The following is an 18,329-nucleotide window of genomic DNA, read 5'->3' as shown; positions in this document are numbered from 1 at the left end:
TCGCGGGTCTCCTAAATCTGACGACTCAACCGACATGAAAAAACTGCTTGTGAGCGCGGCGCTGGCCGTCCTCGCCTTTACAGCCGTACCAGCCCAAAAGAAGGTGCTGGGCTATCCCTTCCAATTCGAAAAGAGTTTTCTTGCCAAGGGCAATTACAGTACTTATTTCCTCAACAATCCCGATGATTCAGCCTTTGCTTTGATATTGAAGGACAATAAGAAGGTGGAATATGTGTGGCTGAGCAAGTCCTTTAAAGTTCTGGGTAAGGTTCCCAGCCCGATAGAGAAGACGATACTCGATCAGGGGACGCATCATTATATCGGAGGCACGGTCAAGGGGAGCGAGTACCATTTTATTTACCAGGTAAAATCGGGGTATAGCATAGAGACGGTGGACTTCAACAGCGGGTCGGTGAGCAATAAGAAGCTGCTCGATCTGCCTGATGGGGAGAAGCTGCTTATCGCCTTTTGCGATCACAACACCTATTATGCTGTGGCGGCGGATGACAAAGCGGGTGCGGTGGTGCTGCATATCGTCAACACTGCGGGGGTATTGAGCCAGCAGAGCTTTCCTTTTACCATTCCCGAAAATGCGCACAAGCATAAGGTCAGTGAGTACCTGGCGGGTATGAAGGTGATCAAGAGCGAGGAAGACCCCGAACTTTCGGTAGCGATCCATTCCGTAAAGATCTTTAGCCGGCCAGGTGATTTGAGCATTGTTGTCAACAACGGCGACAACCCGACGCGCATTTTCTCGATCGATCCTGCAAGTTTCGCGGTGAAGGACCGGACCATCGATTATAGTTCGCTTGTCTCCAGCGACGACCGGGGTAAGCTATATATCAGCAGCTTCCTGAAGGACGATCATTTGTTCTCGCTGATGCTGAATAAGAAAAACATCCGCATCACGATACATGATGTGAACAATGGTAAGCTGTTGAACAAATATGAGTTTACGGATGATGCGGGTTTGGACCTGTTGCCCGAGCTGCCGATCACAGAAAAAAGGATGGGCAAGCAGGTGCAGGCAAAGGATGTGGACGATCTGAAGAAAGTGATCCGGGCCTTTACCAAGGGCTCGGAGGGAATCATGGTTGCGCAAGCGGAGCCCGGGTCTAAGCTGGTGGTTACTGCTGGTACCTATGATCCGATAGCTGTCCCCTCCGGCGGGGCTACTGCCGGCCATTTTTACACTCCGGGTTATTCCAGCCCGAACCCCGATCATAATAATGCTTTGGAGTGGCAGTCTTATTACGTCACATTTTATGTGCCGGGAACTCCATCCTATACCAAGATACCGGCGCGGTATTATACAACAACATACTTCCGGATGCTGCTGGACCCCACCACGCTGAAGGTCACGAGGGGACAGGTGCGCAGGCCGGTAGCCGACCAGATAAAGGACTATATGGAAGACACGGACAAGCGGGGGAAGGCAACGAATCAGTTTGCTATCGGCAAGAACCAGTATTATGGGTTCTATGATCGGGATGAGCAGCAATATGTGATCGAGCAGATCAGGATATTTTAAACAAATTGTTTAAATTGGTCGTAAGTACCAAAACTTACGACACATGAGAATTTTCTTTCTTTTGTTGGCTGCCTGTCTTTCTGTGACCAGCCTTTTTGCCCAGGATACCACGTTGAAGACGCGGGCCATGGGGGACATCCAATCCCGTTATGATGATTACAAGAAGATCGCCCTGCAGATATGGGATTATGCTGAAGTAGGGTATAAGGAGGTGAAGAGCAGCGCGCTGTTGCAGAAGACGCTGACGGATAATGGCTTTAATGTGCAGGCAGGTGTCGCAGATATCCCGACGGCTTTTGTGGCCAGTTATGGTTCGGGTAGTCCCGTTATCGGCATCCTGGCGGAATTCGATGCCCTGCCGGGACTTGCTCAGCAGGCTGTCCCCGAGAAGACGCCGATCGAGGGCAAGGCTGCCGGTCATGGGTGCGGGCATCACCTGTTTGGCACGGCTTCCGTGGCGGCGGGTATCGAAATAAAGAAGCTTATCGCCGAAAAGAAGCTCACTGGCACCATCCGCGTATACGGCTGTCCGGCAGAGGAAGGCGGGTCGGGTAAGGTGTATATGGTGAGGGCCGGGCTCTTTAACGATGTAGACGTCGTCATCCACTGGCATCCCGGCGCAGAGAATGCCGTGACGCTTACGAGCGCACTTGCTAATAAGTCCGCCAAATTCCGGTTTCATGGGTTGTCCGCGCATGCAGCAGCCGCCCCCGACAAGGGCCGGAGTGCACTGGATGGCGTAGAAGCCATGGATTACATGGTAAACATGATGCGGGAGCATATTCCACAGGAGACGAGGATCCATTATGTTATCACCAACGGCGGAAAGGCGCCCAATGTCGTCCCCGACTTTGCCGAAGTATATTACTATGTCCGGCATCCCAAAAAGGAAGAAGTGATGCGCATCTTCGACTGGGTGGTACAAGCTGCGGAAGGGGCCGCGATGGGTACCCAGACCAAGGTAGATTACGAGGTGATTGGTGGAACTCATGATCTTTTGCTCAACCGGACGCTTGCAGAGACCATGCAGCAAAACCTTCTCCGGGTGGGCGGGGTAAGCTATACCCCGGCGGAAATAGAGTTTGCCCGGAAGATACAGACATCATTCACCTATAAAGTAAAGGCGATCGAATCGGTCGGGGCGGTAGAACCATTGAAGGAAAGCCAGGATGCGGGTGGCGGTTCTACTGATGTAGGGGATGTGAGCTATACCGTTCCGACAGTTGGGCTGGTAGCGGCAACCTGGGTTGCGGGGACGCCGGCGCACAGCTGGCAGGCTGTTGCCTGTGGCGGAACGGAGATCGGCACCAAGGGCATGATGGTGGCTGCCAAGACCATGACGCTGACGGCTATCGACTGCTTTACCAATCCGACGTTGGTGACGGCGGCTAAGGAGGAATTTAAAAAGGATAAAGGGGATTACCAGTATAAGGCGCTGTTGGGTGACCGGAAGCCGGCCTTAAATTACAGGGATTAATGTATCTTAGGAATATATGGAAAAACACCGGGAATCCATTGTAGAAAAAGAGTTCGAGCTCGAGCGGGTGAGCCTGTTCAGCGACGCGGTCTTTGCGATTGCCATTACCTTGCTGGTGATCGACATCAAGTGGCCAGATATACCCGACCGCCTGGAAGGTGTCCTATGGGACCGGGTCATCGGACCGGTAATATTAAGTTTTGTCGGCTTTGTGCTTAGCTTTTTCTTTATCGGCCGTTTCTGGACGGTACACCTTCGGCTTTTCCGGCTGGTGCGAAAGTACGACCAGGGTCTTATCAATCGTAACCTGTTGTTCCTGTTCTTTATCGTCACGTTTCCCTTCACCGCCTCGGGACTGTTTGGGCATTTGCGTAACGATTTTGTGCTACCCTTATACTTTTACCTGGGTAACCTGGTGCTGGTGTCTGCCGCCAATTTCAATCTCTGCCGGTATATCTTTTATGTCAAGCCCTATCTCAGCGTGGATGGCGAGAACGCGTATAAGAAATATTTCTATATCCGAAGCAAGTATACTATCCTGGCAATGATAGGAATGATTGTCGTAGTGATCATCGTGGCGCTGATCTTTCCCAATCGGATGGATTTTATCGGGCCTAGTTGTGCTTTCGGCGGCATCTTCCTGCGGATAGCCAATAGAAAAGCGGCTAAGTTCAAGCCGGCGGGACTTTCCTAAGGGGCGGCGGAGATTTAGGGTTGCTTGAGGAGGTCTTGTGGGACGCCGCCGCCTTGGAGGGTGGCTTCTTTTATTTCGCCCGTGCCTTCGAAGCCGATGCGAATTCCTACGATGTCCCCTATCGATCTATTTCCCGGCTTTGTGTAGATGAGCCGGCCGTTGAGCCACATGTCCAGCGTCTGATCCTTTTGCGCACAGACGATCTGTTGCCACTGGCTGAAATCACAGCCAAAGGCGCTGAGATCGTGGTCCTTTCCGCTGACGCCGGTGAAGCCTGTATAGAGGCCGATATCGGATATGCAGCCTCTATCGGTGAGCGGAAAAATGATGGCGCTGAGCTTTCCCATCACAGTGATGCTTACATTCCGGCAAAGGCACTGCTCGACGGTGGAGGTATTGCGGACGGTTGTTCGCAGCAGGAAATGGTCGCCGCTGATGCCGGCAAATTGGTGAACATCGAAAAAGCCGGTCCACTTGCTATTGAAGACGGGGGAGCCGGTTTTTGCCTGCAGGGTAGCAGCGTTGATGCTCAGCCGGCCGGAGTCGAGGGTCGTCTCTGCCGCCGAGAGATAGATGGGCAGCGGGTCGCCGATGATGATGGCTTTCCAGCCTTTTGTTGGAATAAAGACGTCAGACTGCATTTTCAGCTCGCCGTCGACGATGAGTTTTGAGCGGAAATAGCCGGGGTAATAATAGATCGACGTATGCTGTTTGCCATAAGGGTCGACCTTTTCCCTTCTTTTCGGGTCCCAGGCCTGCTGTATCATAACCGTCTTTGGGTGCATTGGCGTAGCGTCGTAGTCGAAGACGACGGAATTGGGCAGTTCGTCCGAAGTTGCGCGGTGATCAAACCTTAGTGGGAGGTTTGCGGCCGGCGGATGGATGATGCGGGCGCTGATAAAAGAGATAAGGACGGCAAAGGTGATGGTGATAATAATAAGGGGGGTTATGAAGCGGCGGGTGGGCGATTTTTGCGGTGCGGGTGGGGCTTCATGGGCGGGCGAGGGTTTAGCGGGGGGTTGGGTCGTCGCCATGAAATCGCGCCAGCCTTCGAAGCCGGCATAACGCGCGAGGGCGTTGAGGGTTGCCGTTGTCGGGGAGGAATCGTAGCGCACTTTTCCCCAGATGCGCTTCAACGTCGAGATGCTGAGCCGTACCGATGTTTTTTCGAAGATGCGATCGCTAAGCGTGTCGAAGTCTTCATTTGTCCAGGTTGCAGCATCCCCCCACCCCAGGGAGGTCTCGATGAGGCGTTTGCATTGTTCGAGATCGGCGCCGTTGTTCATCATACAGACGCATTTTGTAATACTTATCGTAATTGGTTCGTATCCACCCGTGTAGGGATATCCTTGCCTTCGACGATGGAGGTGGAGCTAAGGGCAATCGCTTTGATGATACGGGTCATATTGTCAATATCGATGGTGCCGATCTCGTCGCTTCGCTGGTGATAGTATTTATCCTTGTCAATCTGGGTGGTAGAAATAGTATGCGCCGGTACCCCTTGTCGTGCCAGGCTGGCGTTGTCACTCCGATAGAAAAGGTTTTGCTCCGTGTAGGGGTCGGGATAGAATGTGAACGCACTACCGGTGAGATTGCGTTGTAATATCTTGCCCATGTCCGAGCGTTCGTAACCTGTGATGAAGGCAGAATTTCCACCCCATTTACTTTCGGAGCCGATCATTTCGATGTTGAACATGGCGACTACCGTGGTGGGGTCGAACTGGCTGGAGAAGTACTGGGAGCCGTATTCCCCGATCTCTTCGGCAGTGAAGGCGGCAAAGACGAGCGTTCTTGTGCGGTGCTTTTGTTTTGCGAAGTAATCGGCCAGCATGATCATCGCGGTGGTGCCGCTGGCATCGTCGTTGGCGCCGTTGTAAATAGAGTCACCCTTTGCATCGGGTTTGCCAACGCCCAGATGATCGTAGTGTCCGGAGAAGATGACGATCTCCTTTGCCTTACTCTTACCCGGAAGGATGCCTACTACGTTGGACAGCTTACCCTCTTCCTTTACGTCCTGTTGGATGTGGATGGAATAATGCGCGGGATCCTGGACGGTGACGAGGAAGATGACCGAATAGTCGGATTTGAAGTGATGCCGGGAAAAGCGGGTGAGCCGGGCAAATTGAGCGCCATAGGAGGTATCCAGGAGTACGATAGTATTTTTTGTTGGATGGGTATACTTCATGACTTCCACCAGGAAGCTCCCGCCTGCCTTGATCCTGGTTATGGAATAGCCGCTTTTCTCATCGACAGTGAGGTCTTTCACCGAGGAGACAGCGACGACGTGGCCGGTGGGCTGAAGCTGACCATCGAGGGTAGCGGTAGTGGAGATGAGGGTCGTCTGCACCATCGAGAAGGGCTGGCGATAGCTGTGGCTGCCGTTCCAGGTTTTTAGTCCGGCGGCTTTGAAGCGGGATTCGATGTAGTCGGCAGCTCTTTCGATATCGGGGGTAAAGGAGCCGCGGCCGCGCATGTCGTCGGAGGCGAGGGTGCTTTCTACTTGCTTGACTGTGGCAGGATTGATGATCTTGTCGATGTCTTGTGCAGTCAGGCGACAGGTGATGCTTATAAGGATAAGTGTCGTAATGGTTACTTTCATATGAGGGGGTTATAAGCTCATCATTTCTTTGAATTTCACCGTCTGGCGGCGGCTTACTTCTATCTTCTCCCCGCCTTTCATTTCCAGCAGGAGGCCACCATTGAAATAGGGTTCAATTTTTTCGATGAGGCGGAGATTGACGATATGTTTGCGGTTGGCTCGGAAGAAGACCTTTTCGTCAAGCCGTTCTTCCAGGGCGTTGAGGGATTTCAGTATCAACGGTTTGTTGGGGCCGAAGTAGACTTTTGCATAGTTGCCGACGCTTTCGAAGAGGCGGATGTCGGACAGTTTTACAAACCAGCAACGTTCGCCGTCCTTTACAAACACCTGGTCGTGTTCGTTGAGGATGCTGCGGTTGACGGAGATGGCATGGTCGGAGAGGGGTTCTTTATCTTCCTCTATCTGTAATTTCTGGAGGGCGTCGGCGAGGCGTTTGGGTTCGACGGGTTTGAGCAAATAGTCCAGGGCGTTGACCTCGAAGGCCTTCAGGGCATATTCGTCATAGGCGGTGGTAAAGATGACGTTGGGAGCGCGTTCCAGCTCGGCGAGCATGTCAAAGCCGGTTTTGCCGGGCATTTGAATATCGAGGAAGATGAGGTCAGGATTGAGGCTGTCGATCTTTTCTACTCCTTCGGCAGCGTTGGCAGCTTCGGCGATGACTTCGATCTCGGGGAAATCCAGGAGTAGTTTTTTGAGTTCGTTCCTGGCAAGGCGTTCGTCGTCGATGATGATGGCTCTGATCATGGGTGTTGTGGTTGGGCCCGAAGGCTATTTTTGTTATTTACTCATGTGAACGGGGATCAATACCCTGGCTTCCACGGTATTGTTGCCGGCTTCCCGGATGTTAAAGTTCGCCTTTTGCCCAAAAAGCAGCTGGAGCCGGTTTTTTGTGCTGGCCAGGCCGAATCCGTCAGTGTTACGGCTGCCATTCAGGACGCCGGTGTTGAGGATGACCAGCCGGTGATAATCTTCCTTGAAATCGGAAACGATCGTGACCTTGCCGCCATCCACCTGGCGGCTGATACCGTGTTTTATAGCGTTTTCCACCAGGGTCTGTAGCATCATTGGCGGGATGGGCTGGTCCAGGGTGTCTTCGTCGATATCATATTCCACCTGCAGCCGGTCTTCAAACCGGATATGCTCGAGGGCGAGATAGTCCTTTACAATGTTAAGTTCTTTTTCGAAGGTGACGGTCTCCAGTTTTTCGGCCTGCATGCTGCTGCGGAGGATGTTACTGAGTTCGGTGATGGCGGTGCGGGCACGGGCGGGGTTTTCGTCGATAAGCGCCCGGATGCTGTTGAGCGCGTTGAAGATGAAATGCGGGTTGATATGGGATTTTATGGTCTTTAGTTCGAGTTCTTTTACCAAGGCCTCCAGTTTGAGCGTATCGAGTTCGTGCCGGGCGCTGATCTGGGTGTAGTGGTAAAAATAATAAATGAGGGTCCAGGGGATGATCATGAGCCCGGTGTCGACCGTGACGGTGAGCAGGCGGGGCATGAATTCGGTGTTGTGGTGCGAGGCCAGGTTCAGCACATCGACAATTGCCATGCGGATGAGGCCGATGGTGATACAGGTGAGGGTGACGCCGATGAGGAATTTGGGGAGGGCCTTGTCGACGGTGAGAAGGGCCCAGCCAGAGCGCCGGATCACTTCCCGGAAGATGTGGGTGACCAGGATGCCCGTCAGAACGGTTATGGTCATGATCTCGACCTCCTTGGTCGTGATCTTCTGTTCGAGGGTGGAAGAGTTCAGTACCATAACTAAGGCCAGGGAGCCCCACCCACCGATCTGGCACCACCAATAATATTTGCTTCCGTTGCTGGTCATACTCTTTTTGTCCGGCCTCCAACCGGTCTTGGGCCAAATCTAGGGTTTTCCCTCACCTCCGGGCCCTTATTTTGTACTAATGGCTAAATTATCCCGGTCATCGGTCCGGCTGGATAGACGAGCAGGGGTTTCGGGCCTGCAAAGGCTGACGGACTTGCAAACCATCCGCTAAAATCGTAATTTTGACCTTACATCGGTCAATTTTTGCAGATTATGGACATCACTCCCGGCGCCTTGTTACAAACCATCGATTCGCCCGACGATCTCAAGCGACTGAGCAGAGAGCAGTTATACCAACTCTGTGACGAGCTGCGGCAATATATCATCGACATCGTCAGTGTGCATGGAGGCCATTTTGCTGCCAGCCTGGGAGTAGTAGAGCTGACCGTGGCGCTACATTACATCTTCAACACCCCTTATGACCAGTTGGTGTGGGACGTCGGTCATCAGGCATACGGGCACAAGATCCTCACCGGGCGGCGGGATCAGTTCGCCACGAACCGCAAATACAATGGGATCAGCGGATTTCCCAAGCGTGGCGAGAGTCCTTATGATGCTTTTGGCGTCGGGCATTCCTCCACATCCATCAGCGCTGCCCTTGGGATGGCGATGGCCGCCAAATACAAAGGAGAGACCGATCGCAAGGTGGTGGCTGTCATTGGTGACGGCGCCATGACGGCAGGACTCGCCTTTGAAGGCATGAACCATGCCGGGGTTGCGGATACCGACCTCCTTATCATCCTCAACGACAACTGTATGAGCATCGACCCCAATGTCGGTGCACTGAAGGAATATCTCACCGATATCACCACTTCCAAGACCTACAACCGGTTGAAGGATGATATCTGGAAGGCGCTTGGCAAGTTGCCGGGCAGCACGTTCAGCCGGGACATGGCCAGCAAGATCGAGCACAGTATCAAGAGCTTTGTCAGCCGGAGCAGTAACCTCTTCGAGTCGCTGAACCTGCGCTATTTTGGGCCTATCGACGGACACAATATCACCAAACTGGTGGATACCCTGGCCGATCTGCGGCAGATTCCCGGGCCGAAATTATTGCACATCATGACGGTGAAGGGGAAGGGTTATGCTCTCGCCGAGAAGGAACAGACCAAGTGGCACGCGCCCGGGCTTTTCGATAAGATAACCGGTGAGATCTACAAGAAGCACTACCCCACCCCACAGCCGCCCAAATACCAGGATGTGTTTGGTCATACGCTGATAGAGCTGGCCGAGCAGAACCCGAATATTATTGGCATTACACCGGCGATGCCCAGCGGGTCGTCGCTGAAATTCATGATGGAGAAGATGCCGGACAGGGCTTTTGATGTAGGTATTTGTGAACAGCATGCGGTGACGCTGTCCGCCGGGATGGCTACACAGGGGATGCGGGTCTTCTGTAACATCTATTCTTCTTTTATGCAACGCGCCTACGATCAGGTGATCCACGATGTGGCCATCCAGCATCTGCCGGTGGTGTTTTGCCTTGACCGGGCGGGGCTTGTAGGTGAAGATGGCCCTACCCACCATGGCGCTTACGATATTCCCTATATGCGCTGCGTGCCCAATATGATCGTCAGCTCCCCGATGAATGAGAGCGAGCTGCGTAATTTGCTCTATACGGCGCAGTTGGAAAGCAATCAGCATCCTTTTGTCATCCGCTATCCCCGTGGGGAAGGCGTTATGCCGGAGTGGCGGACACCCTTCCAGGAGATACCCGTCGGCAAGGGCCGGAAGATCAAGGACGGGGAAGGCGTCGCTATCCTCACCCTGGGGCATCCCGGAAATTTTGCGACGGCGGCTATCCGGGAGTTACGGGCAACGGGTCTGGACCCGGCGCATTACGACATGCGGTTTGTAAAGCCGCTGGATGAGGACCTGCTGCACGAGGTTTTTGGGAAATACGACCGGATATTGACGGTGGAGGATGGTACGGTTGTAGGCGGATTCGGGTCTGCCGTGCTGGAGTTCCAGGCGGCGCATGGTTATAATGCCACGGTGCGTATCCTGGGTATCCCCGACCGGATCGTCGAGCACGGGTCGCCGAAAGAGCTGCAGCATGAGTGTGGGTATGATGCGCCGGCTATCGCGAGTGCGGTGAGAGAGATGATGAAGGATAAGGTGAGTGTTCAATCTTTGCGACCGAATTCCTGGTCCCAGTAGTCGTTAAGCCGGGCCGCGCCCATTTCCTTATAAAGCGTATCCATCATTGCCTGGCAGTGATCCGGGCTATTCTCCAAGGCATTCATAACATCGCTTACATTTTGATACCCGCGGGCTATATTTTCCCCTACATAGTCGCCGGTATACCCCAGCGCCTGCGCTCTTTGCACCGGGGCACTTCCATCCGGCGCAATATGCCCGAAATACCCATTATTATACATATCCAGTAAATGGCTGGCAGCAGCTTTCTCCAGCGTATCGTTCCACCGGAGGTCAGGAGCCGGAGGCATATATACCGTCCCGCATTGACAACCCGTCCTCCGCAGCGCATTGACTGCATCCAGCATCACGAGGTGCAGGTCCTGCGGGACAGGCTTACTGTTTTTTGAACAGCCTATGGGAAGGAGGACGCCGGCCAGCAGGATGCCGGCAATATTCTTGTTCATAGAACACCAAATTAAGCAGTAACAGCTAACAACGCTCTCCCGTAAACATTTCAATACCCATATATACCATTTTCATACCCCCCGGGGACCAACAAACGCTGTAGTTTTATTTTATTCACTTCATTAAACAGCATCTCCACATGAAAAAACGATTCTTGCCTGTGCTCGCTGTCATAGCATTGACAGCCTGCAGTAAAAACGCCGTCGCACCCGCCTCCTCCACCCAGCAGGTCGAGGCCATCTGGTCCACTACCGCCCAATATGGCTCCTATTCCACCAACGGCTACAATTTCAATAACGATATCTGGGGCAGTGGCGCAGGCCCGCAGACGCTCTGGGTGAATTCCTACAGCAATTGGGGTGTCTGGTCCAACCAGCCCAACACCGGCGGCATTAAATCCTATCCGCATATTGCCCGGTATATTGGGGTGGCGCTTGGCTCCATCAAGAGCTGTACCAGCAGTTTCAACGTCACCATACCCGGCAGTGGGTCCTATGAGGCCGCCTATGATATCTGGGATAGCAACAATGCCAACGAGATCATGCTTTGGATGAGCTATACCGGTGCCGTAGGGCCGATCTCCTACACCTACAATTCCAGCGGGCAGGCGGTGCCCGTGGCATCCAATGTTTCCGTCGGCGGTCATACCTGGAATGTCTATAGGGGCAGCAACGGCTCCAACGCGGTCTATTCCTTCCTTCGAACCAGCAATGCCACTTCCGGGACGGTGGATGTAAAAGCCATCCTCAACTGGATCAGGAGCCAGGGCTGGATTGGGAATATCACCCTGGGCAACGTTGAGTTCGGGTACGAGATAACTTCCTCCAGCGGGGGGCTGAATTTCGATACCAATAGCTTTTCCGTTTCCTCGAAGTAATTCACTTTCCTTGCCCGCCGGTGAGCTTTATCACCTGCCGTGTGATCTCTTTATTTTGATATTGCACCTGCAAGGCATATACGCCGGCGGGCAAATTTCCAAGACCGGATAGACCCATATTGTTGATGCCCCGGGCCACAGACAGGTTCTCCTGCCTTACACGATTGCCATACATATCCAGCAGCCGGACGGTCGTCCTTCCGCTTTGGGGTACCGTAAGTACAAAGGGCAGCGAGGTGCTGAAGGGGTTGGACAATTGCTTTATCTCAAAGCCGATGCCGGCATTGCCGAGGAGTATCTCCTGGCTGTATTTGCGGTAGTGATCGCGGGCAACACCTACCCGGTAGTACGTCAGGTTACCGAGGGGTCTGGTGTCGGTGAGTGCGTACGTGGCTTCCGTACCATCCGCCGATTTTGCATGGAGGCTCCCCACCGGCATAAATGTTACATCATCATCACTGCGCTCGACCGTGTAGGTTTCATATCCCGTCTCATCGACCGCTGTCCAATGCAGCTGCGCATAGCCGCTGTCTGCCACCCCCGTAAAGGAAAGGAACTCCACCGGCAGCACGACGAGGCATGACGGGGTACGGACTATCTTCACGGCCTGACCAGTAAAGGAACAGCTGCTGCCCGACAGGTAGCTGGTATCGGACGCAAGGATGATCCTGTACTGTATGGATGTATCCGTTAGATTCAGGCCATAATTACGGGATATGGTATACGCATATTGGCTGGAGACAGGATCGAATACCAGGGTCGCCGTTCCGTGATCGGCCAGGCCGCTGCTGTCATTGCCCGGAGATGCCCAGGTGAGTCCGCCATCGGTGCTTTTTTGCATTTGCCAGGCGTTGTACACGTGAAAGGTAGAGCTGATGCTAAAGCCGACGGTGTCCATGGTGCCGCTGCATACGGTTTCCACTGAATTGGGGACCAGGCTGGCATTGGGCGAGCAGGTTGCAACGCTGATATCGTCGATGGCCCAGTCATTGCCTCCCCCGCCGGGTGCATTGTTGCGGATGGTGATGATCATTGACGTCTGGCCGGCACGCGTGTGATAGACCAGGCCTTTTTGTACCCATAGACCCGAATAGGGTATCCCCCCCGTGGTATAATAGTCCAGTCCGTCGACCGCAAAGGTCAGGTTGGGATGAACGCCGGTGCTGTCACCCGGCGCTTGTGGATGATAACCGGGACTGCTCCATGACGTTCCGTTGGAATCACATCCGCATTTGACACACATGTTCCGGAACCAGGCAGAATAAGAATATTCCGTCAGCGGGCACAGGTTCTTGACGGTATCCACGAAAGTGATATCCGTTCGGTAGCTGGAGTTGATCACTGCCATATAACCGCCGCTCTGGCCCGACAGGTCGTCCGTAGGAGGGTTGCCGGCAGCAGTAGGGGCGCCGGTATGGTCGCCTATGATATCCCATGAATTGAAGATGCGGTGCGAGGGGCTTGAATTGTCCGGGAACGGCCAGGCATCACTGGTAGTATAGCCCGTTGCTACCGTAGTCCCGCCGCTGGTATTGTTGGATATACCGTAATAATAGTCATTGGGCATCCCGGCGCTGCTGCTGAAGGGCACAAAGGTATAGGTAGCAGGTATGGTGACGGAGGCCGATCGGTCTTTGGTATTCCCCGACCCGAAGGTGCCCCCGAATTCGGACTGCACTACATTGGCGCCTACCACATTACTGCAAATTCCGTAGTTGGGATGGATGATCGCGGAGTCGGCGGGGAATGTGATAGGAATAACCGTGCCCCCGGAGTTGGTATAGCTCAGAATACCTCCTCCCAGGAATAGCCGTGTCCCGTAGGCAATCGCATTGATCACGACACGATAGGCTGCCACCATGATACAGGCATTGCCGTAAAAGGACGGCTTTCCTGTTCTTGCCACACTGCCGCCTGTGCCGGCATTGGCGCCGGTACCCATATTGATGGTGACCACCCCGCCCGCTATCGTGCCCGCATCACCATCGGCGGCATCGGTGAATTGCTGGTAGATGACGCCCTCGTTGGTGAGTATCCTCAGTGTGCCCGGCAGATAAGTGGTGTTGGTCGGAACATTGTCGGTGAAGGAGCAGAATTTGGCTGTCCCGGAGGTAACGACAAAGGTTGCCCTGATCTCAAGGGTGTCGCCTGGTTCGATCGTTCCGCCATTGACACCTTTCGTGATGTTGACATAGCTCTTTCCGTAATCTACGGATTGCGCAAGACAGTTATAGGTGCAGAATAAAATGATGAAAAAAGTAATACAGCGTTTGGGCAGAGCTGCACGTCGGGAAAGGAAGTTCTTCATGGGATACGGATTCGTTGGTGCGAATGTAGTTTCGCATTTTGGGCTATGCAATCAAATAAATTGTATATGTTTATTCGCCTATGTGTAATGCCTGAGCGCAGCTTGCCTTAAGTGTTATTGTGTGGAAAAACAATTTTATCTTTAATTTCCTGCTAAATCCATGATCTTTTTGCGACGACTTCTCATCTTCTTTTTTCTGACCTTGATTACTCAGGTGGGAGGGGTTATTTATATTCTGGTCTTACCGTTGCGAAAACTCCTTTACCAACGATTATCCGCGAAGTGGCAACGGATCGTGGCCCATAGCCTGCTTTTTATTGTCGTTTATCTGAGCACAACGGTGCTGCTGGTCCCGCTATTGGCCCGGCCTTTCGGGAGGGTGCCATTGGTGATAAGCCGTCAGCATCACCTTGGTCCGCAAAATGTCCTAACCTGTCTGCTCAATCGCAATTATGTCCGTCCCAGGCTTAAAGAGATAGCTGAACAGACAGCGATCGAGATGAACCGGGAGTTCCCGGGAACTGAGATCAATTACCTTGATGCCAGCTTTCCTTTTATCGATAAGTTCCCTTTATTTCCGCATCTAAGCCATAATGATGGAAAAAAGCTGGACCTTTCGTTTTGTTATCTCGACAGCAAGACCGGTTTGTCCACCAACAACACGCCTTCTTTTTGTGGTTATGGCATCTGCGAGGAGCCCAGGCCCGGGGAAAGGGATCAGCCTTGTCTCTGTGGTCAGCAGGGTTATTGGGAATATAGCCTGATGCGAAGAATAGTGCCGCAGCATCTAAAAGCCAGATTGGGGTTGAATTACGATAAGATCCGGTATCATGGGTGCCATGCCGTGCGTCATGATGATCATATCCACGTGCAGTTGCAGTGAGCATATCACACCGAAATGCGAATTTAGAAATCTTTAACAGTAGCGTCGCCCTTGTTCATATGGAATTGGAGTTTAGGTTCATCTCCTGAGAAACCTAAACTCCATGCTATGCGGGTGCTGCCGCTTTTTCTTTCACTTGCATTTATTGGGCATTGTAATGATAGTTATCCTTCGCGGCGGTCGAGCGCAGATGAGGAATGGCGGCGACTAAGGGAGAAGGTGGCGAGCCAGCAGGTGTTTTTGGCCAGGCATGGTTTAAATACGGACGTTTGTTTTCTTGTCGATATGCGGTTACCCTCGGGGAAGAACCGCTTTTTTGTTTATGACCTGCGGCGGGACAGTGTTTTGATGGCTGGGCTGGTGGCGCATGGAAGCGGCGGCAGTAATTTCAGCGCCGAGCCGGTATTTTCGAATGTGGATGGCAGCGGCTGTTCGTCGCTGGGGAGGTATCGGGTGGGGTATAAATACCAGGGGCGGTTTGGGCCGGCGTATAAGTTGTACGGGCTGGATTCGACAAATAGCCGGGCCTTTGCGCGGAATGTGGTACTGCATTCATATGCGGCGGTGCCGGAGCGGGAGACCTATCCCAACCCCATCTGCAACAGCCTGGGGTGTCCGATGGTGTCGCCGGGGTTTCTGCGGATGCTGCAGCCGGTGATCGAAGGGGCGGGGAAGCCAATTTGTTTGTGGGTGTTTGATTAGAACGCAATTGGTGCGAAGGCTCCGCGCCAATTCAGGCGAACATCGGGACTTCGATAGCGAGGACTTCGGAGTCGGCGAGGGCGGTGAGGGTGACCAGGTCGATGCCGGAGATGCCGAGGCCGTCGCGTTTTTCCAGGGTACGGCCTTCGGTGGTGATGGCGCCTTCTTCGGTGGTGATGGACCCTTCCAGTACAAAGAGATAGATGCCATTGCCCTCGAAGGCGGGTTGAAAGGTGAGGGTTTTGCCGGCGCTGAGGCGGGCGAGGGCGAGGCGGGCGTCCTGGTTGATCCAGAGGGCGTGGTCTTCGGCGCGGGGGCTTACGACGACCTGCCATTTGTCTTTGCGGTCGTCGGGGTGGAAGGAGCGTTGGTCGTGACGCGGCCGGATGCCGGGTTGTTTTGGAAAGATCCAGATCTGGAGGAAGTTGGCGTTATCGTAGTGTGAGGCGTTGTATTCGGAGTGGCTGATGCCGCTGCCGGCGCTCATGATCTGGACGTCGCCGGTGTAGATGATGCCCTCGGTTCCGGTGCTGTCCTTGTGCGCCAGCGCGCCTTTTAACGGGATGGAAACGATCTCCATATTCTCGTGCGGGTGGGTATCGAAGCCCTTTCCGCCTTTCACCGTATCGTCGTTCAATACCCGCAGCGCACCGAAATGTACTTTCTCCCGATCATGCCAGTTGCCAAAGCTGAAGGAATGATGGCTGTCGAGCCAGCCGAAATTTACGTGGCCGCGTTGGGCCGAGGGGTGGTATATCGTTTCCATAAGACCTAGTTTGCCGATGCGTCGAGGAAGCCGGGGAAGAGACCGCCCAGGCCATTGTCGCTGTCAAAACCATTGCCGTTCGACGGGCCGTCGTCGTCGGGTTGGGGGTCCGTGTCACCGGTGAGGGCCGCGTCCTCGAGGGGATCGTCCGGCCGTTCGGGGTTGAACTCCACGATAAAATTATTCCGGCCTTCGCCGACGAGGATGTTCATATAGTTGAGTTGCACGAGTTCGAGCATGGAAAGGAAGAGGAAGATGGCGTGCAGCCTGTCGCTGCAGACGTCGAAGAGCCGTTCGAAGGACATGGTACGCTCTTGCCGGATGGTGGTGAGGATATGCTTGCGGCTGCCTTCCATCGTATAGTTGTATTGTACGACGGTGTGCACGGGTTTGTTCTGGCGTTGCTGGATCTTTTGCATCAGCCTTTCGAAGCTCTTCATCAATTTGAAGAGGGTGATGGCCTGGATCTCGGTGCCTTCGCCGGATTCTTCGCCGATCGAGGAAAGCTCTTTCTGGAGGTTGCCACGACGTACCATGAGGTGACGGATGGCTTCCATTTCGGCGAGGGTGGCTGCGGCTTCCTTGTAGCGTTTGTATTCCAGGAGCTTGTCAATCAATTCCTGGCGGGGATCGATCTCATTCCCCTCGGCATCCAGCTCTTTGCGGGGCAGGAGCATCTTGGCCTTGATGCGCATCAGGGTGGAGACGAAGAGGATGAATTCGCTGGACAGTTCGATATTCAGGGCTTCCGGACCGTGGATGTATTCGAGGAAATCCTGAATTATCTTATGGATAGGTATGTTATAAATATCCAATTCGTCTCTTTCGATGAAGAAGAGGAGGAGGTCGAAGGGACCTTCGAATTGAGGTAATTTGATCTGATAGCTGGTCATGATCCAACGAAAATAACTTTTTCCATGCGAACAGGGGGCCGGGTTTTCCCCAAGTTGTCTACCTGGGGGCGGCAGGAGGCGGGGGCGGCGGAAGCGGCGGGGGCGGGGCGGCGGGTGGCTCGCCGGGGGCCACGCTACTTCGGGGGAGCGGCGGGCGGTGGCGGAGTGGGCGGCGCGGCGGGCTTGCGGACCTTTTTTGCAAATTTATAGGCCAGACCGATGCCCAATACTTCCTGCAACTGGAGAGCGGGTCCACCAGGGGTACCGTCGGCTTTCACCGACCTGATCTTATCATCGTAAATAAGGGTGAGGGCAAGGTTCATGCTGATCGAGGAATTCACCTTGACGTTGAGGACGTTGGTCATGTACAGGGCGATATTCTGCGGGTTCTTGGTATAATCGGAGAAGAGATCGAGCCGGCCTACATAGGTAGCGGTCTTGCTCAGGTTGGAAGTGTAGTTGACGGAGGCATACGCGCCGAATTCGAAGCGGGACTTTTTGCCGGAGTCTACGCCGAAGGCGCCAACCGCCGCCAGGGAATCATTATTGACGATCAGCTCCCGGGCCGTGGCGGGGGAAAGGAAGACGTCGAAGTTGCTGGTAGGTTTGTAATCCATACCAATGGACAGAAGGACGTAAGCCGGAGCGAGCCAGTCCGATGTGAACACGCGGGGCTTACCCGTGGGATAATTATAGCCGGGTGCGAACTGACTCCGGAAGTCCAGGAGGCCGGACAGATACCATTTCTTGCCCAGGTCGTAGCCATATTTCGAGGTGAGATTGATGCGGTCGTCCGTCTTGCGGGTGCCGAGGCTGGTCGTATTCGCTATACCATATGCCAGAGTGAGGAAATTGTCCCACGACCGACGGCCGTCCACGTAAAAGGCATAGAGGTTGAGCAAGGTATTGAGAGACAGCGCGGAATTGTCGCCGCCTGCCGCCCAGTTGCTCAACGCCGCCTGATTGAAGGTGAGATTATAGAGCCCGCCGGTTTTCCAGGTCATTTTTGTAGTATCGTTCGGGTCTTTTGTGATACCTGCGCCACTCACCTCTTTTTGCAAGGCTTGCGAATTGTTTTGGGCGTGTAAGCAGGGGATAAGGCCAATAGTAAGGAGGAACAGGATAAGTGATTTCCTGGAGCCATTCTTCATCATAGTTCGTCAGT

At 53.8% G+C, this 18,329-nt stretch carries 16 protein-coding genes; 7 read left to right on the top strand and 9 right to left on the bottom strand.

Translation table 11 applies throughout. The annotated features are described in order from the left end of the window. Positions 1-34 precede the first annotated feature (34 nt). The 3 genes from IEY39_RS21270 to IEY39_RS21260 are packed head-to-tail and all read left to right on the top strand — an operon-like array spanning position 35 to position 3,702. Complete coding sequence (locus IEY39_RS21270; protein WP_188935413.1) at positions 35-1,531, top strand: hypothetical protein; 1,497 nt, start codon at positions 35-37, stop codon at positions 1,529-1,531. A 43-nt stretch (positions 1,532-1,574) separates the two neighbouring features. Next, the gene (locus tag IEY39_RS21265; RefSeq protein WP_188935411.1) at positions 1,575-3,008 is read left to right on the top strand and encodes an amidohydrolase; all 1,434 of its coding nucleotides are present in this window, start codon (positions 1,575-1,577) and stop codon (positions 3,006-3,008) included. 16 nt (positions 3,009-3,024) lie between these two features. Next, a complete protein-coding gene (locus IEY39_RS21260) occupies positions 3,025-3,702 on the top strand; it encodes a TMEM175 family protein (protein ID WP_188935405.1) in 678 nt (225 codons plus the stop codon). A 14-nt stretch (positions 3,703-3,716) separates the two neighbouring features. On the opposite strand, the gene IEY39_RS21255 is transcribed toward IEY39_RS21260, so the two are convergent. From IEY39_RS21255 to IEY39_RS21240, 4 genes are read right to left on the bottom strand one after another with little or no spacing between them, the layout of a single operon-like run. Then, positions 3,717-4,991, bottom strand: coding sequence for a hypothetical protein (locus IEY39_RS21255; RefSeq protein WP_188935403.1), 1,275 nt, complete (start codon positions 4,989-4,991; stop codon positions 3,717-3,719). Positions 4,992-5,011: 20 nt separating this feature from the next. Further along, positions 5,012-6,301 carry a M28 family metallopeptidase gene (locus tag IEY39_RS21250; RefSeq protein ID WP_188935401.1) on the bottom strand — a complete coding sequence of 430 codons (1,290 nt, stop codon included), beginning with the start codon at positions 6,299-6,301 and terminating at the stop codon, positions 5,012-5,014. 9 nt (positions 6,302-6,310) lie between these two features. Beyond that, a complete protein-coding gene (locus tag IEY39_RS21245; protein WP_188935399.1) occupies positions 6,311-7,045 on the bottom strand; it encodes a LytR/AlgR family response regulator transcription factor in 735 nt (244 codons plus the stop codon). A 33-nt stretch (positions 7,046-7,078) separates the two neighbouring features. Further along, positions 7,079-8,128, bottom strand: coding sequence for a sensor histidine kinase (locus IEY39_RS21240; RefSeq protein WP_188935396.1), 1,050 nt, complete (start codon positions 8,126-8,128; stop codon positions 7,079-7,081). A 213-nt stretch (positions 8,129-8,341) separates the two neighbouring features. Between IEY39_RS21240 and dxs the strand changes: the two genes are divergently transcribed. Further along, positions 8,342-10,288, top strand: a complete 1,947-nt coding sequence (dxs, locus tag IEY39_RS21235) for a 1-deoxy-D-xylulose-5-phosphate synthase (RefSeq protein WP_188935394.1) — start codon at positions 8,342-8,344, stop codon at positions 10,286-10,288. On the opposite strand, the gene IEY39_RS21230 is transcribed toward dxs, so the two are convergent. Next, positions 10,255-10,734: a CAP domain-containing protein gene (locus IEY39_RS21230; RefSeq protein ID WP_188935392.1), complete on the bottom strand. Its 480-nt coding sequence runs from the start codon at positions 10,732-10,734 to the stop codon at positions 10,255-10,257. The genes dxs and IEY39_RS21230 overlap by 34 nt on opposite strands. A 140-nt stretch (positions 10,735-10,874) precedes the next feature. On the opposite strand from IEY39_RS21230, the gene IEY39_RS21225 reads away from it, so the two are divergent. Then, positions 10,875-11,612: a GH12 family glycosyl hydrolase domain-containing protein gene (locus IEY39_RS21225; RefSeq protein ID WP_188935390.1), complete on the top strand. Its 738-nt coding sequence runs from the start codon at positions 10,875-10,877 to the stop codon at positions 11,610-11,612. 1 nt (position 11,613) lies between these two features. Here the strand turns inward: IEY39_RS21225 and IEY39_RS21220 are convergent, their stop codons facing one another. After that, positions 11,614-13,920 (bottom strand): T9SS type A sorting domain-containing protein, encoded by a 2,307-nt coding sequence (locus IEY39_RS21220; protein ID WP_188935388.1) that lies wholly within the window; start codon positions 13,918-13,920, stop codon positions 11,614-11,616. Between the two features lie 160 nt (positions 13,921-14,080). On the opposite strand from IEY39_RS21220, the gene IEY39_RS21215 reads away from it, so the two are divergent. Both IEY39_RS21215 and IEY39_RS21210 read left to right on the top strand, forming a co-directional pair. After that, positions 14,081-14,803 carry a hypothetical protein gene (locus tag IEY39_RS21215; RefSeq protein ID WP_188935386.1) on the top strand — a complete coding sequence of 241 codons (723 nt, stop codon included), beginning with the start codon at positions 14,081-14,083 and terminating at the stop codon, positions 14,801-14,803. 108 nt (positions 14,804-14,911) lie between these two features. Then, positions 14,912-15,505: a murein L,D-transpeptidase catalytic domain-containing protein gene (locus IEY39_RS21210; protein ID WP_188935384.1), complete on the top strand. Its 594-nt coding sequence runs from the start codon at positions 14,912-14,914 to the stop codon at positions 15,503-15,505. Positions 15,506-15,536: 31 nt separating this feature from the next. On the opposite strand, the gene IEY39_RS21205 is transcribed toward IEY39_RS21210, so the two are convergent. The 3 genes from IEY39_RS21205 to IEY39_RS21195 all read right to left on the bottom strand — a co-directional run bounded on the left by IEY39_RS21205 (position 15,537) and on the right by IEY39_RS21195 (position 18,318). Then, the gene (locus IEY39_RS21205) at positions 15,537-16,271 is read right to left on the bottom strand and encodes a pirin family protein (RefSeq protein WP_188935382.1); all 735 of its coding nucleotides are present in this window, start codon (positions 16,269-16,271) and stop codon (positions 15,537-15,539) included. Between the two features lie 5 nt (positions 16,272-16,276). After that, positions 16,277-17,164 carry a segregation and condensation protein A gene (locus tag IEY39_RS21200; RefSeq protein ID WP_188935380.1) on the bottom strand — a complete coding sequence of 296 codons (888 nt, stop codon included), beginning with the start codon at positions 17,162-17,164 and terminating at the stop codon, positions 16,277-16,279. Positions 17,165-17,298: 134 nt separating this feature from the next. Then, entirely contained in the window at positions 17,299-18,318 is a 1,020-nt protein-coding gene (locus IEY39_RS21195; protein WP_229689015.1) for a DUF3078 domain-containing protein, read from the bottom strand. Positions 18,319-18,329 lie beyond the last annotated feature (11 nt).

This window comes from Puia dinghuensis, assembly GCF_014642875.1.
Lineage (GTDB): Bacteria > Bacteroidota > Bacteroidia > Chitinophagales > Chitinophagaceae > Puia > Puia dinghuensis.
Note: the sequence above shows the minus strand (reverse complement) of the source record. Positions and strands in the feature narration are given on the sequence as shown.

Excerpts from the sequence above, each read along its gene's own strand:
- IEY39_RS21270 (WP_188935413.1), top strand. The coding sequence starts at position 35 with ATGAAAAAACTGCTTGTGAGCGCGGCGCTGGCCGTCCTCGCCTTTACA.
- IEY39_RS21265 (WP_188935411.1), top strand. The coding sequence starts at position 1,575 with ATGAGAATTTTCTTTCTTTTGTTGGCTGCCTGTCTTTCTGTGACCAGC.
- IEY39_RS21260 (WP_188935405.1), top strand. The coding sequence starts at position 3,025 with ATGGAAAAACACCGGGAATCCATTGTAGAAAAAGAGTTCGAGCTCGAG.
- IEY39_RS21255 (WP_188935403.1), bottom strand. The coding sequence starts at position 4,991 with ATGATGAACAACGGCGCCGATCTCGAACAATGCAAACGCCTCATCGAG.
- IEY39_RS21250 (WP_188935401.1), bottom strand. The coding sequence starts at position 6,301 with ATGAAAGTAACCATTACGACACTTATCCTTATAAGCATCACCTGTCGC.
- IEY39_RS21245 (WP_188935399.1), bottom strand. The coding sequence starts at position 7,045 with ATGATCAGAGCCATCATCATCGACGACGAACGCCTTGCCAGGAACGAA.
- IEY39_RS21240 (WP_188935396.1), bottom strand. The coding sequence starts at position 8,128 with ATGACCAGCAACGGAAGCAAATATTATTGGTGGTGCCAGATCGGTGGG.
- dxs (WP_188935394.1), top strand. The coding sequence starts at position 8,342 with ATGGACATCACTCCCGGCGCCTTGTTACAAACCATCGATTCGCCCGAC.
- IEY39_RS21230 (WP_188935392.1), bottom strand. The coding sequence starts at position 10,734 with ATGAACAAGAATATTGCCGGCATCCTGCTGGCCGGCGTCCTCCTTCCC.
- IEY39_RS21225 (WP_188935390.1), top strand. The coding sequence starts at position 10,875 with ATGAAAAAACGATTCTTGCCTGTGCTCGCTGTCATAGCATTGACAGCC.
- IEY39_RS21220 (WP_188935388.1), bottom strand. The coding sequence starts at position 13,920 with ATGAAGAACTTCCTTTCCCGACGTGCAGCTCTGCCCAAACGCTGTATT.
- IEY39_RS21215 (WP_188935386.1), top strand. The coding sequence starts at position 14,081 with ATGATCTTTTTGCGACGACTTCTCATCTTCTTTTTTCTGACCTTGATT.
- IEY39_RS21210 (WP_188935384.1), top strand. The coding sequence starts at position 14,912 with ATGCGGGTGCTGCCGCTTTTTCTTTCACTTGCATTTATTGGGCATTGT.
- IEY39_RS21205 (WP_188935382.1), bottom strand. The coding sequence starts at position 16,271 with ATGGAAACGATATACCACCCCTCGGCCCAACGCGGCCACGTAAATTTC.
- IEY39_RS21200 (WP_188935380.1), bottom strand. The coding sequence starts at position 17,164 with ATGACCAGCTATCAGATCAAATTACCTCAATTCGAAGGTCCCTTCGAC.
- IEY39_RS21195 (WP_229689015.1), bottom strand. The coding sequence starts at position 18,318 with ATGATGAAGAATGGCTCCAGGAAATCACTTATCCTGTTCCTCCTTACT.